The organism is Micromonospora sp. NBC_00389 (assembly GCF_036059255.1).
GTDB lineage: Bacteria > Actinomycetota > Actinomycetes > Mycobacteriales > Micromonosporaceae > Micromonospora.
In genome coordinates, this window is sequence record NZ_CP107947.1 from 6,780,062 (window position 1) to 6,805,132 (window position 25,071).

A 25,071-nucleotide genomic window follows, 5' to 3' on the forward strand; every position below is an offset into this window, starting at 1 on the left:
CCCAGGTCGGTCTGCGCCCACTTTAACCCTGGCGGGCTTCAGAGATGACGGAATCGTCATCAGCGCTTGACTGACGCTACACTCGTAAGTGACGATTTCGTCATCACCAGGAAAGGAGCGTGACATGATCGACCGGCACGACCCACACACCGGCCTGCACAGCGAGCAGGGTGCGTTGCCGGGCGAGCACCCCGGGCGGGCGCGCAACCCGATCGTCAAGGTGCACGACCTGGCCTGGCTGGAGTTCCAGAAGCCCGATCTGGAGGGGGCCGAGGTCTTCGCCCGGGCCTTCGGCTTCACGACGTCGCTGCGTACGCAGGACGAGCTGCACCTGCGGGGCACCGACCCCGGTTCCCCCTGCGTGCTCATCCGCCGGGGCCCCCGGTCCCGGTTCATCGGCCCCGCGTTCAAGGCTGCCGAGCCGAACGACGTGCTGCGGCTGGCGGACGCGACCGGGAGGACCATGGCCAGCCTGCCGGAGAGCATGGGCGGGGTGACGGTCGATCTGGTCGACCCGAGCGGGGCGCGGGTCCGCGTGGTCGGGGACACGCACGAACTCCCCGCGCTGCCCACGCAGCAACCCCTGACCTTCAACGTCGGACACGACGTGGCGCGGACGAACGCCACCCAGCGGCCGCCCCGGGAGCCGGCCAAGGTGCAGCGCCTCGGTCACGTCGTGCTGCAGACGACCCGATACCTGGAGACGCTCAACTGGTATCTCGAGCACCTGGGCCTGATCGTCAGCGACTTCCTCTACCACCAGGGACAGCGCGAGCGCGGCCCCGTCATGAGCTTCATCCGCTGCGACCGCGGCAGCACGCCCAGCGACCACCACACGCTCGCGATGACCCTCGGCCCGGCCAACCGGTACGTGCACTCGGCCTACCAGGTCTCCGACCTCGACTCGCTCGCCGCCGGCGGGGAGTACCTGCTCGACCGGGGCTACCAGCGGTCCTGGGGGATCGGCCGGCACATCCAGGGCAGCCAGATCTTCGACTACTGGCGCGACCCGGACGACTTCCTGGTCGAGCACTTCACCGACGGCGACCTGTTCGACTGCACGCTCGAGCCGGGCTGGGCACCGATGAGCGCCTCCGGACTCGCCCAGTGGGGTCCGCCCGCCACCAAGGATTTTCTCGGCATGAGACCCGGCCGGGAATCGCTTCGCGAGCTGCGCGCGGTCATCAGCGCGCTGCGCGAGGACAACGAATTCGACCGCCACCGCCTCCGCGGCCTGATGAAAGCGTTCACCTCATGACCACCTCCGTCCTGCGCACCGCCGACGCCTGGTGGGTGCTCACCCCCACCGGCGCCGCCAAGGTGCACACCAGCGCCACCACCACCGCCGAACTGCTAGCCGACCGGCAGGCGATCGTCGCCGCCGCGACGAGCAGCGACACCGTCCCGGTGGACGACCTTGCCCTGGTCTCCCCGGTGACGGCGCCCTGCCGCGTCGTCGCCCAGATGACGAACTTCGCCTCGCACGTCAAGGACACCAACGGCAATCCCGAGACCGTCCCCCTGACCTTCTTCCGCAAGACCTCGGGCTCGATCAGCGGGCCGTTCGCCGACGTGGTCCGTCCCGCCCACGTGACGCTGCTTGACTACGAGGTGGAGATCGGGCTCGTCTTCGGCCGCGAGATGCCCGTCGGCACGACCGTCACCGCGGACAACCTCGCCGACTACGTCGCGGGCCTGGTGGTCACCAACGACATCTCGGCACGCGACGTGCAGCTGCCCAAGACCCAGTTCTACGAGGCCAAGTCCTACCCGACGTTCACCCCGGTCGGCCCCGCGCTGGTGCTGCTCGACGCCGACGAGCTCAAGCGGTTCACCGACCTCCGGCTGAAGCTGTGGGTCAACGGCGAGCTCCGGCAGAACATGACCGCCGCCGACATGATCTACCTGCCGGTCCAGGCGCTGCAGGCGCTGACCCGCTTCCAGCGGGTCGACCCCGGCGACCTGCTGCTGACCGGCACGCCCGTCGGGACGGCCTTGAGCGCACCGCCGAAGCCCGTCGAGATCATCGCCTCAATGCTGCCGCCCGCGGTGAAGTGGAAGATGTTCTTCAAGGGCCAGGCCCGCAACCCCAGGTACCTCAAGGACGGCGACGTCGTCGAGGTCACCGTCGCCACCGACGACGGCGCGATCGATCTGGGCCGGCAGCGCACAGTCGTGAGGTACGCCCGATGACCAGGCCCCTGCTGTGGCCGGACTACGCCACGCCCGACGACCTGGCCACGATCGAGGCCGTGCCGCTGGAGGCGCGGAACCTGCCCGAATCGACCTACGCGCTGCTCGCGCGAGCTGCGAGGACCTGGCCGGACCGTACGGCGATCACCGTCCTGCCGGACGCCGCCCGCTGGCGGGAGCCGCTGCGCCGTACCTTCGCCGAGCTCCTGGCTGACGTCCACCGGGTTGCGAACCTGTTCCACGACCTCGGAGTGCGGCGGGGTGACGCGGTCGCCCTGATGTCGCCCAACTGCGCCGAACTGATCACCGCGACACTGGCCGCGCAGCTCGCCGGGATCGCGGCGCCCCTGGGCGGCGGACTGTCCCGGCCGCACCTCGCCGAGCTCCTCCGACGCTGCGGTGCCCGCGTGCTGGTCACGGCCGGGCCCGAGCTCGCGCCGGACACGTGGGACACCGCGCAGGCGCTCGCCCGCAACGGCCTGCTCGACGCGATCCTCGTGCTGCGGCCCACCGGGGCGTCGGGCACGCCCCACCCGCTACCGGCCGTCGACGGCGTACGCGTCGGCTACCTCGGCGAGCTTGCAGCAAGGAAGGACCCGTCCGCCTTCGGCGGTGAGCTGCCCCGATCCGCCGACCTGGCCGCGATGTTCCACACCGGTGGCACCACTGGCGCGCCGAAGCTGGCCGCGCACACACACGCCAACGAGGTCGCCGACGCGTGGATGCTGGCCGCCAGCTCCCTGTTCGACGAGCAGACCGTGGTCTTCGCGGCCCTCCCGCTGTTCCACGTGAACGCCCTCGTCGTCACCCTGCTGGCGCCCCTGTTCAAGGGACAGACCGTGGTGTGGGCCGGTCCATCGGGCTACCGCGACCCCGCACTGTTCGGCGAGTTCTGGAAGATCGTCGGGCACTACCGGATCGCTGCCATGAGCGCAGTGCCCACCGTCTACGCCGTACTGGCGCAGGTTCCGATCGACGCCGACATCAACAGCCTGCAATTTCCGCTGGTGGGGGCCTCGCCGCTGCCCGCCGCGATCCGGGACAACTTTCAGGCCCACACCGGGATAACCCTGGTCGAGGGCTACGGGCTTACCGAGGCGACGTGCGCGAGCGCACGTACCTTTCCCGACGCGTCTCGGCCGGGCTCCGTTGGGCAGCGCCTGCCCTACCAGCGGGTGCGGGTGGTCGCCGCTGACGGCACGTGGGAAGACCGACCCTTCGGCGCGACCGGCGTGCTGGCGATCAGCGGCCCGACAGTCTTCCCCGGCTACGTCACAGACCGTGACGAGAACGGGCCCGTCCTCGACGGACTCGGCAAGCTCGTCGACGGCTGGCTGGACACCGGGGACCTCGCGCGCGTTGACGAGGACGGCTTCGTCTACCTCGCCGGGCGGGCGAAGGACCTCATCATCCGCGGCGGACACAACATCGACCCCGCGATCATCGAGGACACGCTACTGACTCACCCGCAGGTCACCGCGGCCAGCGCGGTCGGGCGCCCCGACGTCCACGCCGGTGAGGTGCCCGTCGCCTACGTCACCCTCATGCCAGGCGCCACCGTAACGGAAGACGACCTGCGCGACTGGGCAAGCGAGCGGGTGCCCGACCGCACCGCCGCGCCCAAGACCGTGACGATCCTCGACGAACTGCCCGTCACCGCCGTGGGCAAGCTGTACAAGCTCGCCCTGCGGAAGGAAGCCGCCCGCGCGGAACTCCGTGCCGCGCTTGACCAGACCGCCGGAGTACAGGACATCGAGGCCGCGATCGAGGGCAACTGCATCGTGGCCACTGTGAAAGTTCATCCCTCTGCCCAGGAGGGGGCTATCAAGGCGATCCTGGGCCGGTATGCCATTGAATGGCGATTGGTGGTTGTGTCATGACGCTCGCTGCGTCCATCCTCGCGGTGCTGCTCGCGCTGATCTTCTCTGCCCTGGGCACGGCCAAGATCCTGGCCCTGCAACCGATGCGTGCGCTGGCCGCGGAGGCCGGTTTTCCCGTCGCGGCCTATCGCCGCATCGGCCTGCTCGAGGTCGCCGCGGTGATCGGGCTGCTCATCGGATTGTTCCAGCCGCTGATTGGCATCCTCGCCGGTGCCGGGCTGCTCCTCCTGCTCGGCGGAGCCCTGGTCGTGCACCTGCGCAAGGGAGACGGCCCGCGCAAGTACGCCCCGGCCGTCGTCTGCGGAATCCTGGTCGCCAGCTACCTCGTTCTTCGGGTCCTGGCCACACAATGAGGGTCGTTCCGGTAGTGATCGTCGGCGCAGGCCCCACCGGGCTCACCGCCGCGACGCTGCTCGCCCAGCACGGCGTGGAGTGCCTGATCCTCGACCGTTGGGAGTCGGTCTATCCCCTGCCCCGCGCCGTCGCCCTCGACGACGAGGTCCACCGCATCCTGGCGCGCCTCGGGCTCCGGGACGAGTTCGCCGCCATCGCCAGGCCACACCGGGGCCTTCGACTCATCGATCGCAGGATGCGGGTGCTGGCCGAGTTTCAGCGCGACGTGGCGCCGGGCCGGCACGGCTACCCCCAGGGGAGCATGTTCGACCAACCGGAGCTGGAGGAAATCCTCCGTCGGAATCTCACGCAGTACGACAGCGCCACCCTGCGCGGCAGCACCGAGGTCACCGCGCTGACCCAGGACGCCGACGGCGTACGGCTCGACGTCACCGACACGGCCACCGGCGAGCACCAGGTCGTCCGCGCGGCGTACGTCCTGGGTTGCGACGGCGCCAACAGCCTGACGAGGGCCGCGATCGGCGCCAGCATTCAGGACCTGGGGTTCACGCAACGCTGGCTCGTCGTCGATGTGGTCACCAACGCCGAACTCGGCCAGTGGGAAGGCGTACACCAGCTCTCCGACCCAGCCCGCGCTGGCACGTACATGCGGATCGGGAAGACCCGCTACCGCTGGGAGTTCCGGCTGGCGCCCGGTGAGACCGCGGACGACTTCCGCAAAATGACCCGGCTGCATCCGTTGATCTCGCGATGGACGGGGAACATCCCCGCTGGGGAGTTGGAGGTGGTCCGTGCGGCCGAATACACCTTTCGGGCGCAGGTCGCCGACCGGTGGCGCGACCGCCGGGTGTTCCTGCTCGGCGACGCCGCCCACCTCACCCCGCCGTTCATCGGCCAGGGAATGGGTGCCGGGCTGCGCGACGCGATGAACCTCGCCTGGAAACTCGCCGGCGTGCTCGACGGGTCCCTGCCCGAGACCGTGCTCGGCACCTACCAGATCGAACGCAAGCACCATACCCGCGCCATGATCAGGCTGGCGAAGTTGATCGGTACCGCGATGACGGCCGGCGGCAAAATGGGCGACATCATCCGCCGCGCGGTGGCGCCACGGCTGCATCTTGTGCCTGGCCTCACGGCCCTGGCCACGGACAGTGAGACACCTGCGCTGCGCCGGTCCGCTCTGGTGCTGCGGCCACGTCTGCGCCGCGCCCTCGCGGGTCGACTGTGCCCGAACGCCATCCTCGACGGCGAGCGCCGCCACGACGACGTGGCCGCTGGGCGCTTCGCGATCGTCACGTCCACCGAGCCGCCCGCCACCCTACAATCAGACGTCGAACGGTGCGGCGCAGTGCTCATCACTGCGCGGCCCGGAAGCGAACTACACCGATGGCTGAGAGACGGCCGCGCCCACGCAGCAGTCGTCCGCCCGGACGGCACCGTCCTCAGTGCCGGCCGAGACCTGCCCGCGCTCGTTGCCATCCTGCCCGGCTTCAGAGGGAAACTCCCCCGCCCCACGACCAGCACCGGCGAGTAGCCGTCAGACATCAGCGGTGTGCCAGGGGTAAAGCCCCTCCAGTGCCTGGCACGACATCACAGCCCGGCCGGGCCGGTCCCGGCTGGCCTCCGCCGTCGCACCCGCATCGAACAGACGATCACCGCGATGGCCGACGCCCAGCCCTCCGGGGCGCCCACCCACTCCAGCCATCGCAGCGAAGACGATCATCACCGAATGCGCCGCCAAGCTGGAGCGCTACCGGGCAGCCGCCGCCGCGGCCCTGTCCCGCCTTCCCTGAGCTGGCGTCGCCCGTGCAGGGTGACTAAGTCATGAATCGGGCATCTGGTCCCCGGTTTCGTGGTTCAGTGTCCGCACCGACGCGTCGATGAGCCCGCCCGCTATGTCCTACAACTGGGCTCGACCTCCTCGACGTCAAAGCCTCGTGGCCCGATCCGGGTCGGAGCGATGGACGGTGGTTACGTGCGGATCGCGGTGGCACTCGGCGCCGGCGGCGCGCGTGGCTATGCGCACATCGGCGCGATCCAGGTTCTGGAGGAGCGCGGGTTCGACATCGTCGCCGTCGCCGGGCGTTCCATGGGCGCCCTGATCGGGGGGCTGTACGCGGCAGGCAAGCTCGGCGCCTATACCGACTGGGTGCGTACGATCGGCCACCGCGAGGTGTTGCGCCTGCTCGATCCGGCGGTGGGCGCGCCGGGGGCGATCTGGGCCGAGAAGCTGATGGCTCCGGTCAGGGAACTGCTCGACGGCGTACGTTTCGAACAGTTGCCCGTGCCTTTCACGGCGGTCGCGACCGACCTGCTGGCCCGTCGAGCCGTGTGGTTCCGGCACGGTCCGGTGGACGTCGCGGTGCGGGCCTCCATCGCCCTGCCACCCGCCATCACCCCGGTCATGGTCGACGGTCGGCTCCTCGCCGACGGTGGCCTGATGGAGCCGCTGCCGATGGCGCCGACCACGTTCATGCCGGCCGACGCGGTCGTCGCCGTGTCCCTCAAGGGGGCCCGGGCCCAGCCGATGGCGCCTGTCCGGGGTGGCCAGTCTGCGAAACTCCCCGCCGACCTGGGCGCGCTTGATGTCATGAGCCTGTCGTTGGATGCCGTGGCGGACCTCCTCATCCGCTACCAGCTGGCCGGATACCCACCGGACCTGCTGATCGAGGTACCGACGGATGCCGCCCGGACGTATGAGTTCCACCGCGCTGTCGAGATGATCGAGGTCGGCCGGCGGGCGGCTCTGGAGGCCCTCGCGTCCAGGCCGTTCCCCTGACCCTTCGCGGTTGGTGAGGACAGCGCCGCTGGTGTTTCGTCAGACCCGCCGCGCATCGACTACACCTGCGAAAGCTGCTACACCCTGCTCCCCGGGGCCGCCCGGACCGGCCGCTGGACCCCGTTCCGCTCGCACTGGGGAATCGAGCCGTTCTCCTGCCGTCCCGGCAGCGGGGGCGCCCACGAGAAGGGTGGCGTCGAGGGCGAGATCGGCTACTTCCGCCCCAACCACCTGGTCCCCCACGGACACCTCGATAACTGCATCGGCCTTCGAAACAGCCCCGAGCATGTCCGCTGATCATGCTGCCGCACCGGGAAACACCAAGATCCCCGACAGGGTCAAGCTCAGGGCAGCGCAGTGACGAGTTCTGCTGGCGGAGTGCGGAGTTGGGTGTCCTTGCTGGGCGGTGCGCCGAACATGCGGCGGTATTCACGGCTGAACTGGGAGGGGCTGTCGTAGCCGACGCTGAGGCCCACACCGGTGATGTCTGAGGGGCGGCTGGCGAGCAGGAGCCGTGCTTCTTGCAGGCGGATGCGTTTTTGGAACTGGATGGGGCTCATCCCTGTGACGGTCTGAAAGTTGCGGTGGAACGCGGAAACGCTCATGCCGGCGATTTCCGCCAGGTCCTCCACGCGGAAGGCGGTGGCGTAGTTCTCCCGGATCTGACGCACGGCGCGGTTGATGTGGGCCAGTCCGCTGTCGGCGAGACCGAGTTGGCGGATGGTGACTCCCTGCTCGCCGCGCAGGAGATGCCAGAGGATTTCCCGCTTAACCATGGGAGCGAGGATCTTGCGGTCTGCAGGCTGCTCCAGCAGCCGCAGCAGGCGCACGATGGCGTCCAGCAGTGAAGGCGAGGCCGTGGAGACGGCAATGCCGGGTGATGCGGTGCGTGGGGTGGCCGGCAGGTCTCGGGGGTCGGCTTCCAGGAGGAGTTCAGCAAGGGCTGAGGGAGCGAGAGTCATGCCGAAGCCGAGGGTGGGCTGCCCGGTGTCCAGGACATGGCCGGTGACGGGGAGGTCGGCGGAGGCGATCAGGTACTCGCCGGGCCCATACTCGTAGAGGCGCTCGCCCAGGGCGAGGCGTTTGCCGCCCTGGGCGATGACTGCGAGCACGGTCCCGGACATCCCGGCCGCCGAAGCATTCGGATGGGTGAATTTGCATACCTGAATGCCATCGATCGCCGTGCTCATGTCGGGCCGCGCATGCCGGTTAAGAAGCTCACGCATTTCGTCCAGGGCAGACATGAATCCATTTTTGCACGAACCTCCACACGGGGTCGCTGGCCGGGCAGGATTGGGCACACATTCATGATCCCGCAGGTGTCCTCATCAGGCAGGGCGGCCTGTGGGCGGCTGTCTTGGCCCGTCGCGGAGTGAGCCGTGGGCGGCGTGTGTGGACGGGAAGGGCTTGGCGTGGTTCACAGCTCACAGCTCACAGCTCACAGCAGGAGTGGTTCAGAGGTTCTGGCCTCCGGATACTTCGATGTCCTGGGCGGTGATCCACCGGCCTTCCTCGGAGACCAACATGGCGATGACCATGCCGATGTCGTCGGGCTCGCCGACGCGGCCGAGAGTGAAGGTCTTCGCCAGTTCCGGGATGATCTGCGGGTTCTTGCTGAACGCGTCGTCGGCGAAGCGGGTGACGGTGGCTCCCGGTGCGACCGAGTTCACGCGGATGCCGCGGGGACCGAACTCCTTGGCCATGTAGCGGGTGAGCACCGCCACGGCGCCCTTGAGAGCCGCGTAGACGGAGTATCCCGGCGCGGTCACCTGGGGCAGCGTGGAGTTGCTGGTCAGATTGACGATGGCGCCGCCGTCGGCGAGGAGCGGCAGCAGGGCCTGGGTGAGGAAGAAGGGCCCCTTGAACAGGCCGTCCGTGAGCCGGTCGAATTCCTCCTCGCGGGTGTCCTCGATCATCGCCATGCCGGCGAATCCGGCATTGTTGACCAGGTGATCGAAGGAGTCCCGCTGGAAGGTCTCGCGCAGCACCTCGGCAACGGTCTCCCGGAAGATGGTGAATCCCGCCGTATCGCCGAGATCCAGGTGCAGCGCCACGGCAGTGCCGCCCCGCTGCTCGATCCGCGCGACGGTGTCCTTGGCGCCCTGTTCGTTGGAGCTGTAGGTCAGGATGACGCCGGTACCGCGCCGGGCGATCTGCAGGGCGGCGCTCTGGCCGATGCCGGAGCTTGCACCGGTGACGACGGCTACCTTCATGGTGTGCCTCCTGGGGCGTGAGGATTCGTCGGAATCCGTGGGGAGTGTGTCCCTTCCAGGAGACCGCTGCGCCGGGCCCGCGAAAAGAATGATCCTCTTCGCCTCTTGCCCAATCCTCTTGGATGGACGGGGCATGGGCCGTGTCAGCCGTGCCCCGCCACTGCCCGCCGCGCAGGGGAGCGGTGGCCTTTGCGTAACTGCCCGGCTCGTCGCCGTGCTGTGCCTGCGCGTTGGCAGGATCGTGCAAGGATCCGCCAGGATGTCCCTACCAGCCCTCCCGCCGTGACGGTTGACTTGCCCCAAAAGCCATTTCCGTCAGGCACGAGTGAGGCAGCCGACCATGACCGACACCGCGGACAGAAGCTACAACGTGGGCGCGGTCAGACGCGCTCTGGCCATCGGCCCGGGCTCGCCGCGCGAGGCACGCACCATCGACATCACCACCCTGGGCCGGCGCACCGGTCGCCCAAGGCGCATCGAGATCTGGTTCCACCATGTCGACGGCCGCTGGTACCTCAGCGGGATGCCGGTGCCCCGAAGCTGGCACGCCAACCTGTCGGCGCACCCGCACTTCACCTTCCACCTCAAGAACGGCGTCCGGGCGGACCTGCCGGCCACGGCAGTGCCGGTCAAGGATCCCGCGGTGCGCCATCGCGTACTGTCTGCGGTAGTCGCCCTGCAGGACGAGCCCGGTTTGCGCATGCGCGTCACCCAGCGCCAGCGCCTGGAGGACTGGCTCAAGCACAGCCCGCTGATCGAGATCGTTTTCGACGACGAACGGCTGCGCCCGCCGCTGAGCTGACCGCCCCGGGCGACATGGAGCGGCAGTCTGCACGAGCATGGCCACGGCCCCGGCCGCCTCGTCCGATGTCCGCTCCCGCGGCTGGACCGGCACGCACCAGAGATGGGTGCACCCCGCCGCCGGATTCGGACGGCCGCTTCGCTCAACCGAGCGTCCTCTCTCGCCAGGCCGGTTACTACGCCCCTTCCTCAGGCGCGGTGACCTGCCGCCGTCGCAGTTCCGCGTATCGCGCGCGCATCGCGGCACTCGCGGCCGGGCCGGCGGTGAAGACGAACGCCTCACTGTCGTCGAGGCCCCTGCCCGTGCGGGCGTCCACGACGACCGGCTCGACCTCCTCGCCGCTGGCGGTGTCCACCAACACGATGGACCGCTCCTGCGGTGCCAGCTGCCGGTTCCCCCAGGCGGCCAGCGCCACGATCACCGGCCGCAGTGACCTGCCCCGCTCGGTCAGCACGTACTCGTACCGGCGGCTTGCTCTGGTAGATGTTTGTGCGAGCATGCGGCTTTCATGTTGTGTTTCGTTTCTGAGCCATGTGGGCGGACTTGGTTCGACTGGAGCGATCACCGTCCACCGGTTCAACGAGATGGGCATGCCAAGCCTGGACCTTCACCAGGTGGAGCATCCGAAAACTCACCGAGTACCTCGCCGGGCAACCCGGACCGGGTCGTCGTGGTGGGCCGGGAACGTCTGCGGCAGATGTTGCCTCAACGACAGGGCGATCAGCGCGGCAGACAGCAGCGACAGGAACACGGTCGTCCGCTCAACGGACGCGGTGATCCAACCCGACCACGAAGCGGGCGGCCGGAAGACCGGCTACGCCGACGTCCGCGGTGAACACGGCTCCGGACAGCTCGGCGCCGTCCGACCGCGCGGTCGTGACGAAGAGCCATCGATAGCCGGGACCGCCGAACGACATGTTGCTGACCAGCGGCGTGGGCAGGCGTAGCGTGCGGTCCGGAGCGAGGTGGGGCGTGTAGCCGAACACCATGCCGGATCCCCACGAGGCCACCCAGACCCCGCCGTCGGCGTCGACGGCGATCCCGTCGGGGTGCGCAACCCGCACCGCGGCAACGGGGCGGCCGTCGGGCCCGTACGCGGTGACCGTGTCGGCGAAGCTGTCAGCGTGGTAGAGGAGGCGCCCGTCCGGGCTGGTGTCGACGCCGTTGGATGCGCCCACGTGCCCGGCGAGGACGCGATGGTTCAGGTCCGGCTCCACCACGTACAGGGCGGCGCGATTGGCCCGGGTACGGTCGATCGACCCGACGTAGAGGTTGCCGTCGCGTCCGCACACCGCGTCGTTCAGTGCCAGGTCGGGCGGCCCGGGCAGGGACAGCAGAGGTTGGAAGGTTCCGTCGTCCGGGTCGAGGGTGCCGATGTCCCGCCCGGACACGCCGAGCCATCCCCCGTCGGCCCGCGGCACCAGGGCGGTGACCGGCCGGTCGCAGGTCGCGCCGGAGGCGGTGCCGGAGGCAGGATCGAGGGCCCAGAGGCGTCGGCCGTCAATGTCCACCAGGTGCAGGCGGGCCGAGGCCTCGTCCCAGACCGGGCACTCCCCCAGCTCACAGCGCAGGTCGGCCAGCACCGCCCAGTCCCTGGATGTCACAGCCATCTCGCTCGCAGGTCGGGGCGGAGCCACGCCGCTGGTGAGGCGATCGACAGGCCACCGTCGACGGGCAGCACGACGCCGGTGATGAAGTCCGCTGCCGGCGAGGCGAGGAACGTCACGGCGGCGGCGACGTCGTCGGGTCGGCCGACCCGCCGCAGCGGGTAGCCCTCGGTGACGGAGGGCAGGTCGGCCTTGCCGATCATGCCGGGGGCGACGGCGTTGACGCGGATGCCGGCGGGACCGTACTCGAGCGCGAGCTGGCGGACGAGTCCCTCCACGCCGGCTTTCGCGGCCGCGTAGCCCGGCAGGCCGGGCGCGGCGAGGCTGGCGTTGACGGAGCTGACCGCGACGACGGTGCCGCCGCGCGGCAGCAGGGGCAGGGCGGCGCGGACGACGTAGAACGTCGAGCCGAGGGTCACGTCGAGGGCGGCCCGCCACTGCGCGTCGGTGGTCCGCGTCGCCGGAGCGACGGGCATGACCGCGGCGGCGGGCACCACCACGTCGAGTCGGCCGAGTGTGCGGTGGGCATCGGCGACGGCGCGGGCTGCCGCGTCCGGGTCGGCGCAGTCGGCCACCAGTTCGGCCGCGAAGGCGGGGTCGCTGTGCTGTTCGAGGGAGACGCCCACGACGCGATCGCCGGATTCGGTGAAGGCGCGGGCGATCGCGGTGCCGATCGGCGAGGAGGCGCCGATGACGAGGATCCCGCGTCCGCTCACCGGGCAAGCCCAAGGTCGGCGAGGATGGTGGCGAGTGAGTCGCGGCTGGCCGGGTCGAGCGGGCGGGCCGGCGAGCGGACGGTGGCGTCGGCGATGAGGCCACGGCGCACCAGCACCTCCTTGTGCACCGCCCAGGCGATGCCCTGCTGGAGGCCGAACAGGATCAGCGGCAGCAGCCGGGTGAAGCCCGCGCGGGCGTCGGTGTGCCGGCCGGCCTGCCAGTCTGCGAGCACCGGGCCGAGCAGGTCGGGGAACTCGCAGGCGGGCATGGTGCCGATCGCTCCGCGGGCGTACTCCTCCAGGCAGAACTGGGCGTTCTGGCCGCCGAGCACGGCGAAGCGGTCGTCGGCGCGGGCGGCGACCACCGCGACCACCTTGGGCGCGGTCGGCGGCGATTCCACCTTGACGGAAGTGACGCCGTCGAGCTTGCCGAGCTCGGCGATGAGGGTGGGCGGCATCGTCACGCCGGTGGCGCCGGGCGCGTCCTGGACCATGACCTCGACCCCGGCGGCGGCGGCCACGTCGCCGTAGAAGGCGAGCAGCTGGTCGGACGTCGGCTTCACCATGAACGGAGGAAGCACCATCAGCGTGGTCGCGCCGCCGGCCACCGCGGCACCGGCCTGTTCGATCGCGGTCACCGTCGACGTGCCGTTGATCCCGGCGACAACTGGGACCGCGCCGGCGACCACCTCGGTGACGGTGGCGAGAATCCGGGCCCGCTCCTCGGTGGTGAGCGCGAAGCCTTCGCTGGCCATGCCGAAGACGGCGACGCCGGTGACGCCGCTGGCGAGCTGGAACTCGGTGAGCCGGCGCAGGCTGGGCAGGTCGAGGGCGCCGTCGGGCCCGAACGGGGTGGCGAGGATCGGCACGAGGCCGTGCACGGTGTGGGGCACTCAGGACTCCTTGACCAGGGCGCGAACCGTCTCGGCGTCGACATCGACGCCGAGACCGGGACCCGCGGGCAGATCGAACGCGGCCGGGTGCACAGGCACCGGCCCGGTGAGGATGCGGGATCCGACCTCGGTGGAGGTCGGCTGGTACTCGAACGCGGCGAGGTCGGCGACCGCCGCGGCGACATGCAGGCCGGCGGCGAGCGAGACACCCATGCCGACCGAGTGGTGCGGTGCGACGGGCACGTGCCGGGCGGCGCACAGCTCGGCGATCGCCATCGCCTCGGTGATGCCCGTACGGGCCACGTCCGGCTGGGCGATCCGCAACGCCCGCGCGTCCAGCCACTGCGCGAACTCGTACCGGTTGCGCAGCGTCTCCCCCACGGCGATCGGCACGGTGGCGCGGCTGACGAGTTCGGCGTGCCCGGCGATGTCCTCTGGGGCAAGCGGCGCCTCCAGGAACCACGCGCCGCGATCGGCGAGACCACGCGCCAGCGCGGTTGCCTCGTCCACCCCGTACGCCCAGTGCCCGTCCACGGCGATGCGCAGGCCAGGCGCGGCCTCGCGGACCGCGTCGACGGTGGCGAGGTCGGCGGCGACGCCGTGCCCGAGGTGCAGCTTGACCGCGGCGGCGCCCCGCTCGGCCCAGTTCCGGGCCAGCGCCGCGCGCTGCGGGTCGGTGGGGCGGGGCAGTCCGGAGACGTACGTGGGCAGCCGGGTGCGGAACGCGCCGCCGAGCAGCTGGGCGACGCCGAGCCCGGTCAGCCGTCCGGCGAGGTCCCAGAGCGCGATGTCCACGGCGGCGAGCGCGTCGGCCTGGTGGCCGACCAGGTGTCCGCGCTCGCGCATCAGGTCGCGCAGCCGGTACCAGGCCGGGCGCGGCGCGGTGGCGTCCATGCCGACCAGCACCGGCGCGAGCAGCAGGTCGACCACGGCCGCCGGCACCTCTGGCGCCACCGGCGCGAGGGCCTCCCCCCAGCCGGTGGTGCCGTCCTCGGCCACCACCTCCACCAGCAGCGTCTCGTAGCGCGACGAGTAGAGGCTGCGCCACGGTTCGCGGACCTCGTAGCCGCCGCCGATGGCGCTCCCGTCGCTCTTCGGCCCCAGGTAGGCCTCGTCAGCGCGTACCTTCAGCACGTGCGTGCGCACCTCGCGGACCCGCATCACGCCTCCTTCACGCAGGACAGCCGCACCGGCCGGGACCGCCGGTCGCCGATCTGCACGATGTAGGTGAACGCCGCGGACAGGTCGTCCACGGGCACGGTCCACTCGTTGGGGTGCACGGTGCGGTCGAGCTGCCGCCAGGTGGTGCCGTCGTCGAGCGACCAGTGCAGGGTCGCCGGCTCGCGCCGGGTCGCCTGCACGTAGGCGTGGTAGCGGCTGCCGTCCGGCTTGGGGATCAAGATGCCGCGCACCGGACCCACCGGGCCGTCGTCGAAGTGGTGCGCGCCGACGGGGGCCGCGTCGGTGCGGTGCAGCGGTACGTCCAGTGGGCCGACGCCATGTACGACGATCGCGGTGATGCCGTGCCCGGACACCTGGACGGTGAGCTGGTGGTCGAGCACGGTCGCCTCCTGCGGTGCGCGGCGGTCGCGGATCACCGTCGCCCGGTACGGGGTGGCAGCCGCCATGGGCACCCGTACCGGGTCCAGCGTGACGGTGACCGTGGTCGGGGTGGCCGACGCGTTGGTGAGGCTGACGCAGAGCCGGTCCCCGCCTTCGGCGGCGATCCAGTTGACCTGCTCGGTGTCCAGCCGCACCAGGCCCTTGGGCAGCCACAGCCAGACGCCGTCCTCGCCGTGGAAGCGGCCGGGCCGGTGGCCGTAGACGTGGTAGACGAACCAGACGTAGTTCTGCTCGAACTGGGCCGGGAAGGCGATCGCGCCGCCGGAGCGGGTCTCGTGCTCGGCGATCAGGTAGTCGATGGCCATGCCGAGTTGGGCGGGTGCGTGGTGGTAGTAGATGGTGGTGTTGCCGAACGGGCCGGTCCAGGGAAAGTCCGGGCGTAGATGGTGGACCGTCAGCTGCCGGTAGTAGTAGCCGGGGTAGTTGGTGAACCGGCCGACCAGCGCGTTGTGCGCCACGTCCCGCAGCAGGTCGTCGCCGGTGTGCGCGGCGAGGCGGAGCAGGAACGGCGCCCACGCCGGGTTGAGGGTGAACCCGTTGAACCGGTAGGTGTTCACCGCCTCGATGCTCAGCCCGGTCGGTGACACCTGCCAGGCGGGCACCACCTCGTCGGGCACGTCGCGGGCCGGATAGTCGTACAGGGCGGCGGGGTCCCACCAGCCGGTGAGCTCGATCTGCCGGTCGACGAAGAGCGGGCGCTGCGGCACGGGCACCGGGCCGTCCGGCACCGGGCGGGCGAAGATCATGGTGACGAACCGCTTCGCCTCCCGGTACGCGGCGTCCAGGTAGCGCCGCCGGCCGGTCTCCTCGAACATCTCGAGCAGCTCGACCCAGGCACGGCAGTAGTAGATGGCGAAGTCGTGCGGGTCGGCCGCGCCGCCGTACGGCTGGTCGAGCTCCTCGGCGATGTAGCGCTCGGCGGCCTCCTCGGCCTGCTGCCGCAGCTTCGGATCCCGCGTCATCCGGTACGCGGCCAGCGGCTCGCTCATCGGGGTGCGCTTGAGCCAGTAGTCCTGTGTGTCGAGCGAGGAGAGCGCGAGCTCTCGGGCGGCGGTGAGTGTGCCCCGGGACAGCGCGTACAGGGGGCCGAGGGCGGGCGCGCCGAACGGGGTGCCGCACAGCTGGTGCTTCGTCGGGTCACCGTAGACAGTGGCGTCCTCGCGTGGCGTCCAGCCGTACCCGTTGCGGGACAGGTGGAACTCGGTCGTCGGTAGCGCCCGTGTGTCGTACAGTTCGTCGTCGCCGGTCAGCTGGTAGGCGCCGAGCAGCACCCCGGTGGTGGTCGCGCGGACGGCCTGGTCGTTCTCGATGTCGATGAAGCCCTTCGCCCGGCTCCACCAGCCGCTCGGTGACCCCTGGTAGTCGACCTGGTCGTCGGTGTCCGGGCCGGCCTTCATCAGGTCGATCAGGTTGTGCACGGTGTCGGTCAGCGAGGCGTGGACGTTGCGCCGGTACGCGGTGTAGCCGTACTCGCCGCGCAGCAGGTCGCGGTACGCGTCGTACAGCTCGGCATGGGCGGCGTACACCCCGACGGTGAACCGGTAGGGCTCGCCGGCGCGCCGGTCGGCGCGCCGGCCGTACTGCGGGGCGTAGAGAGTGGGCTGCACCGTGCCCTCGGGGGTGCCCAGGCTCATCCCGAACGGCTGGTCGTCGTCGCCGCGCGCCGACTCGTATTCGAACGGCAGCTCCGCGGCCGGGGCGAACAGCCCGGTGGTGACTGGGCCGCGCTGCACCAGGCACAGCGGCGCGAACAGCCCGTCGCGGCCCACGGACGCCGGTCCGCCCACCATCCGGGCGTGCTGCAGCGGCCCGCACAGCACCTCGTCGATCTCGTCGACGGGTGCGGCGGCGAAGGCCCGGTAGGCGATCACGAACCTGCCGTCGACCTGCGTGGTCAGCTCGATGTCCACCGTGGGGTGCGGTCCGGACAGCCGCCAGGTGACCGTGAGGGAGAACAGCTCTGGGTTGCCACCGCTCAGCCGGACCGCGTCCGGGCCGAGCAGCTCGACCTGGTCGAGCACCACCGGGTGCCGATCGAGTGTCCGTTGTGGATTCCGGCGGCTGCCGCCGCCGTGCAGCACCAGCCACCGCTCGCCGAACCGGTCGCCGCCCACCGGTTCCCAGCCGCCGTCCGCCCGGATGGACAGGTCGGCGGCGTACCCGGACCCGCCGTCCCACCGCAGCGCGGCGATCTCCAGGCGGTGCGCGGCCCCCTCGACGGCGGCGTACGGCTCGACCACCGCCTTGGTCAGGTCCGGGCTGGCGGTGTCGGCGCGGTCGGCGGCGGGCGGCGTACCTGGGCCGAGGTCGACCACCTGCACCGGGGCGAACCCGGCGGCCATTCCGGTGGCCCCGACGCCGACCCCGCCGCCGTCGAGCGGCTCGGGGTCGGTGACGGTCACCGGGGTGCGTCCGTCCACCGTGATGGTGAGCCGGCCGTCGACGACGGTGACCTCGACGGGCAGATACCGCCCGAAGTCGAAGGACACGATGTCGTCGGCAAGCAAATCGTCGCGCCCGCCGGCGTGCCGGAGCACCGACAGGTACCGCACGCCGGTGCGGATCCGCAGCCGGATCGCGTACCAGCGCTCGGCGTTGGCGTTGACCCGCAGTTCGGCGGTGCTGACACCGGTGCCGTGGCGCGGTTCCGGCACCCGCACGGCGGTGCGGACCACGTAGTTGCCCGTCATCGCCGGCAGCGCCGCGCTGAGCAGGTGCCGCCCGTTCGGGTGGCCGTGGCCGTCGACCTCCGTCGGGCCCTCGAAGGGCAGGAATGCAGGCTCAAATGTCACAGGACCGCCCCCGTGGCGCGGTTCTGCAACTCGCATGCAATCGGCGGTTGACACGATGCAGCATGGGGGTCACTCTGGCACAGCAATGGATGGGACGTCCAGAAGGAGATGCCGGTGGCGAGTGATCAGGGCACCAACCAGAGCGTCGAGAAGGCGGCCGCCGTGCTCAACGCCTTCCTCGGCGGCCAGCCCGCGCTGCGGGTCTCCGATGTCGCCCGTCACGCCGGCCTGGGCCAGTCGACCGCGTCCCGCCTACTGGCCACACTCGAGGCCTGCGACCTCGTACAGCGCGACCAGGTCAGCGGCCTTTACCAACTAGGCCCCGCGCTCATCACGATGGCCGGCGTCGCCCTCAACAGCCACCCGGTGCACCGCGAGGCCCGCCAGCGGGCGCAGAACCTCGCCGCCGAACTCGGCCTCGGCGCCAACGTCGCCGTGCGCCGCGGCGCCACGCTGTTCTACCTGTGCAACTTCGAGGGCACCCTCGCCCCGCGGTCGTTCGTCCTCATCGGCCAGCACAACCCGCTGCACGCCACGGGCATCGGCAAGTGCCTGCTCATCGGCACCGACCCCGAAGAGCGCCGGGCGCTCCTGCCCGATCTGCGCGCGTACACCCCGTCCACCATCACCGATCACGCCGCGCTGGACGAGGCCATCGCTCAGGCCGCCGAGCGCCGTTACGCCACCGAGGTCGAGGAACTGGCGCTGGGCCGCGCCTGCATCGCGTCCCCGATCCTCGACCACACCGGCACCGTCTGCGCAGCGCTGTCGGTCTCCGGACCGCTCTCCGCGATCGCCCTGGACACCCGGGAGGCCGACCTGTCCCGCATGGTCATCGAAGCCGCCGACGCCATCAGCACCGACCTGGGCTACCTCGGCCCCGCCGACCGCGTCCTGACCCGCTTGCAGGCCAGCCGATGAGCACCGAGACGACCCGTCGCGGGACCGCCGGCCGCGTGCCGGCGTCCCCGCCGGGCGGCGAGCGGCCCCCGCGACGGCTCGGCGACGGCGCGTTCGCCGCGCTGCTGATGCTCCCCGCCCTGGCGATGCTCGCCGCGATCGTCGTCTACCCGCTGGTCGCCTCCCTGATCACCGCGTTCTTCGAGCAGAGCCTGGTGGAACCCGGCCGCACCTTCGTCGGCCTGCAGAACATCACCGACCTGCTCGGCGGCGACTTCTGGCGGCTGCTGCGCCAGACGCTGGTTTTCACCGTCGGCGCCACCATCGCACCGTTCCTCGTCGGCCTGGCCCTCGCACTCGCCCTGAACACCCGCATCCGCGGCCGCGCCACTCTCCGCGGCCTGCTGCTCATCCCGTGGCTGGTGCCCAGCGTCGTCGTGTCGTTCCTCTGGATGTGGATCTTCAATGCGAACTACGGCCTCGCCAACGGCGCGCTGGAGGCGCTCGGCCTGATCGATGCCCCACAGGCCTGGTTGGCAGGCTCGGGCACCGCGATGACCGCGGTCATCGTCGCCAAGACCTGGGCGAGCTTTCCGTGGATCATGGTGATGGTCCTCGCCGGGCTGCAGACCGTACCGGTCGAGCTGCACGAGGCGGCCGAGACCGACGGCGCCGGCGCGGTCCAGCGGTTCTTCGCCGTCACTCTGCCGCACCTGCGCGGCATCATCGGCATCGTCCTGCTGCTGGAACTGATCTGGAACTTCCAGCACTTCGACCTGATCTACGTGATGACCGGCGGCGGCCCCGCCGGCACCACCGAAACCTTCGCCACCGCGGTTTACGAGACCGCCTTCCAGGGCTTCGACCTCGGCCGTGCCGGTGCGCTCGGCCTGCTCTGGATGGTGCTGCTGCTCGTCATGGTCGCGGTCTACGTCCGTCGGTCCGAGCGGGAGGGACAGCTGTGAGGAAGCGCTCCGCACGGGAGAGCCGCGGTTCCCGCGCCGCGGCGTGGACGGCCGTCGTCGTCCTCGGCGGATTCGGGCTGCTGCCGGTGTACTGGATGCTGGTCACCGCGTTCACCCCGGCTCAGCAGACCTTCCGCTACCCGCCGTCGTTCGTCCCCACCGAGCTCACCCTCGACAACTTCACCCGCCTCGCCGACGAACCCGCGCTGGCCCGGTACCTGGTCAACAGCCTGATCGTCTCGATCGTCACCGCGGTGCTGAGCGTCGTGGTGTCGGCCTACATGGGCTACGCGTTCTCCAAGTTCCGCTTCCGCGGCCGGCGCAGCCTGATGTACTTCGTGCTCTCCTCCCAGATGTTCCCCCAGGCCCTTCTGCTGGTCACCCTCTACGCCTTGTTCAGCGCCTACCACCTGCTCGACACCTACACCGCGCTGGTGCTGTCGTTCACCACCTTCACGCTGCCGCTCTGCGTCTGGATGCTCAAGGGCTTCTTCGACACCATCCCTGACAGCCTCGTCGAGGCCGCCCGCGTCGACGGCGCATCGCGGCTGCGCACCATCCACTCGGTCATCCTGCCGCTGTCGGCGCCCGGTCTCATCGCCGCCGGGCTCTTCGCCTTCGTCCGCGGCTGGAACGACTTCATCTTCGCCCTCACCCTCGCCGGACGCGAGAAGACGACACTGCCACCCGGCCTGGTCAACGCCTTCCTCGGCGAGGCGACCGCGCAGTGGGCCGAGCTCATGGCCGCGTCGCTGATCGCGTCCCTGCCCGTCGTGCTCGCGTTCATCGCGCTGCAGCGGTTCCTTGTCGGCGGCATCACCGCCGGCGCCATCAAGGGATAACCACCACCCGTCCCGGAGGTCCAGCAATGAACAGCAACGTTTCCCGCAGGGACATGCTCCGCCTCGTCGGACTCGGCGCCGGCGCCCTCGGCCTGGGCGGCGTGGCCGCCTGCGCGCCGAGCGCCGACGCCCCCGAGGCGGATACCGCCAAGTCCGCCACCAACTTCTCGTTCGCGTCCTGGAGCCTGGCCGACAACGCCTCCAAGGCCAAGATCGAACAGCTGATGACCGGCTACGGCAGCAAAGCGGGCATCACCGTCAACGGCGTGCCGCTGGCGTACAACAGCTACCTCAACCAGCTCACGCTCCAGGTGCGCGGCGGGCAGTTCACCGGCGCCGCGCAGATGGACATCGCCTGGCTCGCCGGCCTCGCCGCGCTCGGCAAGCTTCGCGACCTCGGTGACGTGGCCAAGGACGCCGGCTACACCGCGGCCGCCCTCAGCTCGGGGCAGGTCGAGGGCAAGCAGGTCGGCCTGCCCTGGACCACCGCCGCCATCGGTCTGATCGCCAACCGGGACCTGATGCAGAAGGCCGGCATCACCACCGCGCCGACCACCATCGACGACTTCGAGGCCGCGCTGCGGGCGCTCAAGGGCACCGGCGTCATCCCGTACGCCGCGTCCACCAAGGTCGCCCAGCTCAAGGACATCCTCATCTGGATGCAGACCTTCGGCAGCCCGCTGCTGGACGGGGACAAGGTCGCCGTCGGCGACGACGCCAGCATCGAGGCGGTCGCCTGGTACAAGAAGCTGTACGACGCGAAGCTCATCGCTCCGGACGTGGAGCGGGTCGACGCGCGCACCCTGTTCGCCCAGGGCAAGGCCGCCATCTACGACGACGCCATCGTCGGCCGCGACTTCGTCGTCAAGGGCTCCCCGGACAAGTCCATCGCCGACAAGCTCGACCCGGTCGCCCGGCCGGTGAAGAACGCCGGCGACAAGCCGCGCGCCGTGCAGTGGGGCCACGCCGTCGTCGTGGTCGAGGGCGAGGGCGCCAACACCGCCACCGACTTCGCGAAGTGGCTCACGTCCGACGAGCAGACCGTCCTCGGCTACTTCAAGGACCTGTCCCTGCCGCCCACCACCACGGCGGCGCTGGCCTCCGAGCAGGTGAAGACGGACGCCTTCACCTCCCAGTTCAGCGAGCGGATCACCGCCACCGCCACCCCGAACCCGTTCTGGAAGTACCCCCAGTACGCCCAGATGGAGACCGCCATCTCGGAGCACGTCCAGGCGGTGCTGGTCGGCAAGAGCAAGCCGGCGGACGCGATGCGCGAGGCCGGCGCAGCGGTGCAGGCCCTCATCAAGTGACCAGCGCGCCCGGCACCCGGCTGGTGGCGGCGATCGCGGACGCGACCGCGGCCACCACGCCGCGGATCTGGGGCTTCGGCATCGGCGGCACGCTCACCGCCCTGCTCCGCGCCGGCGACGCGCTGCACCGCCCCGACCTCACTCAACGGGTGGTCGACCTCGTGACGCCGTCGCTGACCGCACCGCCGGACCGCACCGACCACCTCATCGCGGTCGAGGCGCTGCTCGCCCTCACCGACCGCCGACCCGACATCGACGTGACGGACGCCTGCCGCCGCTGGCTCGCCGCCGTCCGGCACGCCCGACCGGCCCGCCCCGGCGGGCCTCGCCTGCACCGTCCCGACCTGCCACCCTGGTCGTCAACGGTCTGGGTCGACTGCATGCACACCGACGGACCCGGCCTCGCCACACTGGGCCACCCCGATGAGGCCGTCACCTACGCCACCGAGTACGCCGACGCGCTGCAACTGCCCAACGGGCTGTTCCAGCACGGCTACGACACCCGGGCCGAACGGGGCAATGGCGTCGCCTGGGGACGCGGGCAGGCGTGGGCGCTGCTCGGCCTCACCGACACCCTGATCCACGCCCCCGACCACGGGCTCGCCGAGCGGCTCACCCGCCTGGTCGACGCGCTCGCCACGCACGAGCGCGACGGCGAGTGGACCACGGTGGTCGACGACCCGGACACCCCGGTCGAGGCGAGCACCTCCGCGTACCTGGCCTGGGTCGTGCCGCGCGCTGTCGACGCCGGGCTGGTCGACCCCGCCCACCGGGCGATGGCCGACCGGGCCTGGCACAGCACCCTCCGCCGACTCACCGGCGGCGCCCTCACCGTGTCCGAGGCGACGCCCGTCGGCACCGCCCTCGACTACCACCACCGGGCCCTCGGCGTCTTCCCCTGGGGCCAAGCCCCGCTCCTGCACGCCGCCCTGGAGCGAACCACAGCCAAGGAGAACGGATGAAGGTCGTCGACGTCCGCAGCTTCGCGGTACGCGCCAAGCCCGCCGAGACGTACTGGGGCGCCCGGGCGTGGAGCGCCGAGCACGGCAGCGCCTTGGTGGAGTACCCGCCGAGAGAACGCCGCCGCTACGTCTACAGCGAGACCATCGACGCCGTGCTGGTGCGGGTCGAGACTGCTGACGGGGTCGTCGGCTGGGGCGAGGCCAAGGCACCCGTCGGGGCCCGCGCCACCGCCGCCATCCTCGACGACCTGATCGCACCGCTCGCCGTCGGCTCCCGGCTCGACGAGATCGGCCGCACCTGGGACCGGGTCTACACCGGCATGCGGGTCCGTGGTCACGACAGTGGCTTCTGGCTGGAGGCCCTCGCCGGCCTCGACATCGCTCTGTGGGACGCGTTCGCCCGCACCCTCGGCCAGCCCCTGCACGCCCTGCTCGGCGGCCGCTACCGCACCACCCTGCGGCTGTACGCCTCCGGCGTGCCCGCCGCACCCGCCGGCTCCGGCGCCGAGGGCCAGCGCCGGGTGCGCCAGGAGGCCGAGCGGCTGCGCGAACTGGGGTACGACGCCGTCAAGGTGGCCATCGGCGCCCGCCCCGAGGACGACATCGCGTCCGTGCAGACCGTCCGCGAGGTGTTCGGCGACCAGGCCGCCGTCTACGCCGACGCCGCCGGGCAGTACGAAGTCCCGCAGGCGCTGCGGGTCGGCCGCGCCCTCCAGGACGCCGGCGTCGGGTTCTTCGAGATGCCGCTGCCGCCGGAGGACCTCGACGGGTACGCCACCGTCGCCGCCCGCCTGGACATCCCCCTCGCCCTGGACTCCCTGGCCACCCGGCACCGGGCGCTGGAGTTCCTCCGCGCCGGCGCGCTCCGCGTGCTCCAGCCCGATGTGTGCCGGGCCGGCGGCATCACCGAGACGATGCGGATCGCCGCGCTCGCCGACGCGTTCGGCGCGCAGGCCACCCCGCACGTCAGCATCGGTTCGGCCGTGCACTGGTACGCCAGCGTGCAGTGCGCCGCCGCGATGCCGAACTTCGCAGTGCTCGAACACTGGATCGGCACCAACCCGCTCACCGCCGTCGCCCCGGACGCGGTCGCCCCGGTTGGCGGGCGATTCGAGGTGCCGGGCGGCGCTGGCCTCGGCATCACGGTCGACGAGGACGTCGTACGGGCGTTGGCGGGCGCCTGACGACAAGCCCGTTGTCCGCCGGTCCCGTTGAGACCCCAGGGGGACGGAATCCGGCCGGGGATCTAACCTGCCCCGCCTCGGCGAGTTCCCGGCCAGCCGGGGCCGGGGAGCCGGATGCTGGCGATGACGCGGCCAAGCTGGGCGGTCAGGACACGACCTCAGCGGCGACGGCCTGCTGGGGCACGACGTGGGCTGGCCCGACGTACCCGAGGTTGATGCTGACGGAATCGGCCGCCTCGATCACCGACTGGACGAGTTCGGTCTCGCGGTTGGGCAGGTCGATGGCGGAGAGCGGGCCGGACACCGAGAGGGCCGCCACCACCTCGCCCGAGCCGTCGCGGATGGCGGCGGCGATGCAGGCGCGGCCGAGGGCGAGTTCCTCGATTTCGGTGGCGTAGCCCCGGGCGAGGGTGCGGGTGAGTTCCTCGTCGAGCTGTTCGTGGGTGGTGATGGTGCGGTGGGTGTAGGCGTGCAGGGCGGTGTCGGGTAGCAGGGTGCGCCGCTCGTCCCCGGTCAGCCCGGTCAGGAGTGCCTTGCCGAGCCCGGTGGCGTGGAGCGGGTTGTACTGTCCGGCGAGGAGGAACGGGCGGGGTGCCTGCCGGCCTTCGAAGTTGAGCAGGTAGAAGAGCCGGTCGTCGCGGCGTAACGCCACGTTGACACCGAGGCCGAGTTCAGCGGCGAGGTCCTGGGCGGTCTGCCGGGCCTCTCGGTGGACGGGGTGGTTGTTGAGCACCGCCCCGCCAAACGAGACCATGTCGAGTCCGAGCCGGTACAGGCCGCTGACGGGGTTGCGGTCGACGAAGCCCATCCCTTCGAGGGTGGCGAGGAGCCGGGAGGCGGTGGAGAGGCCGAGTCCGGTGGCTCGGGCGACGTCGGAGACGCGGAGTTCGGTGCGGCCGGCCGCGAGGGCGCGGAGCACGGTCAGGGCTCGCTCGACGCTCTGGTTACTGCCCGGTTCGGCCGCCATGCCAACCCCTCTCTGGAAGCTGCTTGCGATATGTGGCACCTAATTCTGCACCGTGCACGAGATTGACCATGATACGGGGTGAAACGGGT

At 71.0% G+C, this 25,071-nt stretch carries 22 protein-coding genes; 13 read left to right on the forward strand and 9 right to left on the reverse strand.

Annotation, left to right across the window (positions count from 1 at the left end; translation table 11 throughout):
• Positions 1-124 precede the first annotated feature (124 nt).
• The 6 genes from OG470_RS32250 to OG470_RS32275 all read left to right on the forward strand — a co-directional run bounded on the left by OG470_RS32250 (position 125) and on the right by OG470_RS32275 (position 7,206).
• Positions 125-1,258 (forward strand): VOC family protein, encoded by a 1,134-nt coding sequence (locus OG470_RS32250; RefSeq protein ID WP_328418368.1) that lies wholly within the window; start codon positions 125-127, stop codon positions 1,256-1,258.
• Positions 1,255-2,193, forward strand: a complete 939-nt coding sequence (locus tag OG470_RS32255; RefSeq protein WP_328418369.1) for a fumarylacetoacetate hydrolase family protein — start codon at positions 1,255-1,257, stop codon at positions 2,191-2,193. Before OG470_RS32250 ends, OG470_RS32255 begins: the two co-directional genes overlap by 4 nt.
• The gene (locus tag OG470_RS32260; protein WP_328418370.1) at positions 2,190-4,073 is read left to right on the forward strand and encodes an acyl-CoA synthetase; all 1,884 of its coding nucleotides are present in this window, start codon (positions 2,190-2,192) and stop codon (positions 4,071-4,073) included. Before OG470_RS32255 ends, OG470_RS32260 begins: the two co-directional genes overlap by 4 nt.
• Positions 4,070-4,426, forward strand: a complete 357-nt coding sequence (locus OG470_RS32265) for a DoxX family protein (protein ID WP_328418371.1) — start codon at positions 4,070-4,072, stop codon at positions 4,424-4,426. The genes OG470_RS32260 and OG470_RS32265 overlap by 4 nt, the downstream gene beginning before the upstream one ends.
• Positions 4,427-4,440: 14 nt before the next feature.
• A complete protein-coding gene (gene mhpA, locus OG470_RS32270) occupies positions 4,441-5,961 on the forward strand; it encodes a bifunctional 3-(3-hydroxy-phenyl)propionate/3-hydroxycinnamic acid hydroxylase MhpA (protein ID WP_328418372.1) in 1,521 nt (506 codons plus the stop codon).
• A 441-nt stretch (positions 5,962-6,402) separates the two neighbouring features.
• Positions 6,403-7,206, forward strand: coding sequence for a patatin-like phospholipase family protein (locus OG470_RS32275; protein ID WP_328418373.1), 804 nt, complete (start codon positions 6,403-6,405; stop codon positions 7,204-7,206).
• 344 nt (positions 7,207-7,550) lie between these two features.
• Here the strand turns inward: OG470_RS32275 and OG470_RS32280 are convergent, their stop codons facing one another.
• Positions 7,551-8,450 (reverse strand): AraC family transcriptional regulator, encoded by a 900-nt coding sequence (locus tag OG470_RS32280; protein ID WP_328417780.1) that lies wholly within the window; start codon positions 8,448-8,450, stop codon positions 7,551-7,553.
• Positions 8,451-8,660: 210 nt separating this feature from the next.
• Positions 8,661-9,419, reverse strand: coding sequence for an SDR family NAD(P)-dependent oxidoreductase (locus OG470_RS32285; protein ID WP_328418374.1), 759 nt, complete (start codon positions 9,417-9,419; stop codon positions 8,661-8,663).
• Between the two features lie 340 nt (positions 9,420-9,759).
• On the opposite strand from OG470_RS32285, the gene OG470_RS32290 reads away from it, so the two are divergent.
• A complete protein-coding gene (locus OG470_RS32290) occupies positions 9,760-10,221 on the forward strand; it encodes a nitroreductase/quinone reductase family protein (RefSeq protein ID WP_328418375.1) in 462 nt (153 codons plus the stop codon).
• Between the two features lie 175 nt (positions 10,222-10,396).
• Here OG470_RS32290 and OG470_RS32295 read toward each other — a convergent pair whose 3' ends face one another.
• The 6 genes from OG470_RS32295 to OG470_RS32320 all read right to left on the reverse strand — a co-directional run bounded on the left by OG470_RS32295 (position 10,397) and on the right by OG470_RS32320 (position 17,852).
• Complete coding sequence (locus OG470_RS32295; protein WP_328418376.1) at positions 10,397-10,720, reverse strand: winged helix-turn-helix transcriptional regulator; 324 nt, start codon at positions 10,718-10,720, stop codon at positions 10,397-10,399.
• 262 nt (positions 10,721-10,982) lie between these two features.
• Positions 10,983-11,825 carry an SMP-30/gluconolactonase/LRE family protein gene (locus OG470_RS32300; protein ID WP_328418377.1) on the reverse strand — a complete coding sequence of 281 codons (843 nt, stop codon included), beginning with the start codon at positions 11,823-11,825 and terminating at the stop codon, positions 10,983-10,985.
• The gene (locus OG470_RS32305; RefSeq protein WP_328418378.1) at positions 11,822-12,544 is read right to left on the reverse strand and encodes an SDR family NAD(P)-dependent oxidoreductase; all 723 of its coding nucleotides are present in this window, start codon (positions 12,542-12,544) and stop codon (positions 11,822-11,824) included. The genes OG470_RS32300 and OG470_RS32305 overlap by 4 nt, the downstream gene beginning before the upstream one ends.
• Complete coding sequence (locus tag OG470_RS32310) at positions 12,541-13,437, reverse strand: dihydrodipicolinate synthase family protein (protein ID WP_328418379.1); 897 nt, start codon at positions 13,435-13,437, stop codon at positions 12,541-12,543. Before OG470_RS32310 ends, OG470_RS32305 begins: the two co-directional genes overlap by 4 nt.
• Positions 13,438-14,598, reverse strand: coding sequence for a mandelate racemase/muconate lactonizing enzyme family protein (locus tag OG470_RS32315; protein ID WP_328418380.1), 1,161 nt, complete (start codon positions 14,596-14,598; stop codon positions 13,438-13,440).
• Complete coding sequence (locus OG470_RS32320) at positions 14,598-17,852, reverse strand: hypothetical protein (RefSeq protein WP_328418381.1); 3,255 nt, start codon at positions 17,850-17,852, stop codon at positions 14,598-14,600. The genes OG470_RS32315 and OG470_RS32320 overlap by 1 nt, the downstream gene beginning before the upstream one ends.
• A gap of 108 nt (positions 17,853-17,960) precedes the next feature.
• Between OG470_RS32320 and OG470_RS32325 the strand changes: the two genes are divergently transcribed.
• Genes OG470_RS32325 through OG470_RS32350 form a run of 6 tightly spaced genes read left to right on the forward strand, consistent with a single transcriptional unit; the run spans position 17,961 to position 24,015 of the window.
• On the forward strand, positions 17,961-18,773 hold the full coding sequence (locus OG470_RS32325) for an IclR family transcriptional regulator (protein WP_442931009.1): 813 nt from the start codon (positions 17,961-17,963) through the stop codon (positions 18,771-18,773).
• Positions 18,770-19,717, forward strand: a complete 948-nt coding sequence (locus OG470_RS32330) for a carbohydrate ABC transporter permease (RefSeq protein ID WP_328418383.1) — start codon at positions 18,770-18,772, stop codon at positions 19,715-19,717. The genes OG470_RS32325 and OG470_RS32330 overlap by 4 nt, the downstream gene beginning before the upstream one ends.
• Positions 19,714-20,559: a carbohydrate ABC transporter permease gene (locus tag OG470_RS32335; RefSeq protein WP_328418384.1), complete on the forward strand. Its 846-nt coding sequence runs from the start codon at positions 19,714-19,716 to the stop codon at positions 20,557-20,559. Before OG470_RS32330 ends, OG470_RS32335 begins: the two co-directional genes overlap by 4 nt.
• Before the next feature lie 26 nt (positions 20,560-20,585).
• A complete protein-coding gene (locus OG470_RS32340; RefSeq protein ID WP_328418385.1) occupies positions 20,586-21,869 on the forward strand; it encodes an extracellular solute-binding protein in 1,284 nt (427 codons plus the stop codon).
• Positions 21,866-22,831, forward strand: coding sequence for a glycoside hydrolase family 88 protein (locus OG470_RS32345; protein WP_328418386.1), 966 nt, complete (start codon positions 21,866-21,868; stop codon positions 22,829-22,831). Before OG470_RS32340 ends, OG470_RS32345 begins: the two co-directional genes overlap by 4 nt.
• The gene (locus OG470_RS32350) at positions 22,828-24,015 is read left to right on the forward strand and encodes a mandelate racemase/muconate lactonizing enzyme family protein (protein WP_328418387.1); all 1,188 of its coding nucleotides are present in this window, start codon (positions 22,828-22,830) and stop codon (positions 24,013-24,015) included. The genes OG470_RS32345 and OG470_RS32350 overlap by 4 nt, the downstream gene beginning before the upstream one ends.
• A 145-nt stretch (positions 24,016-24,160) precedes the next feature.
• On the opposite strand, the gene OG470_RS32355 is transcribed toward OG470_RS32350, so the two are convergent.
• A complete protein-coding gene (locus OG470_RS32355; RefSeq protein ID WP_328418388.1) occupies positions 24,161-24,982 on the reverse strand; it encodes an IclR family transcriptional regulator in 822 nt (273 codons plus the stop codon).
• Positions 24,983-25,071 lie beyond the last annotated feature (89 nt).

What these genes read in the sequence shown, in the direction of transcription:
- OG470_RS32255 (WP_328418369.1), top strand. Translation starts at nt 1,255, where the DNA reads ATGACCACCTCCGTCCTGCGCACCGCCGACGCCTGGTGGGTGCTCACC.
- OG470_RS32265 (WP_328418371.1), top strand. Translation starts at nt 4,070, where the DNA reads ATGACGCTCGCTGCGTCCATCCTCGCGGTGCTGCTCGCGCTGATCTTC.
- OG470_RS32280 (WP_328417780.1), bottom strand. Translation starts at nt 8,450, where the DNA reads ATGTCTGCCCTGGACGAAATGCGTGAGCTTCTTAACCGGCATGCGCGG.
- OG470_RS32325 (WP_442931009.1), top strand. Translation starts at nt 17,961, where the DNA reads ATGCCGGTGGCGAGTGATCAGGGCACCAACCAGAGCGTCGAGAAGGCG.
- OG470_RS32315 (WP_328418380.1), bottom strand. Translation starts at nt 14,598, where the DNA reads ATGCGGGTCCGCGAGGTGCGCACGCACGTGCTGAAGGTACGCGCTGAC.
- OG470_RS32355 (WP_328418388.1), bottom strand. Translation starts at nt 24,982, where the DNA reads ATGGCGGCCGAACCGGGCAGTAACCAGAGCGTCGAGCGAGCCCTGACC.
- OG470_RS32295 (WP_328418376.1), bottom strand. Translation starts at nt 10,720, where the DNA reads ATGCTCGCACAAACATCTACCAGAGCAAGCCGCCGGTACGAGTACGTG.
- OG470_RS32330 (WP_328418383.1), top strand. Translation starts at nt 18,770, where the DNA reads ATGAGCACCGAGACGACCCGTCGCGGGACCGCCGGCCGCGTGCCGGCG.
- OG470_RS32290 (WP_328418375.1), top strand. Translation starts at nt 9,760, where the DNA reads ATGACCGACACCGCGGACAGAAGCTACAACGTGGGCGCGGTCAGACGC.
- OG470_RS32260 (WP_328418370.1), top strand. Translation starts at nt 2,190, where the DNA reads ATGACCAGGCCCCTGCTGTGGCCGGACTACGCCACGCCCGACGACCTG.
- OG470_RS32285 (WP_328418374.1), bottom strand. Translation starts at nt 9,419, where the DNA reads ATGAAGGTAGCCGTCGTCACCGGTGCAAGCTCCGGCATCGGCCAGAGC.
- OG470_RS32250 (WP_328418368.1), top strand. Translation starts at nt 125, where the DNA reads ATGATCGACCGGCACGACCCACACACCGGCCTGCACAGCGAGCAGGGT.
- OG470_RS32340 (WP_328418385.1), top strand. Translation starts at nt 20,586, where the DNA reads ATGAACAGCAACGTTTCCCGCAGGGACATGCTCCGCCTCGTCGGACTC.
- OG470_RS32350 (WP_328418387.1), top strand. Translation starts at nt 22,828, where the DNA reads ATGAAGGTCGTCGACGTCCGCAGCTTCGCGGTACGCGCCAAGCCCGCC.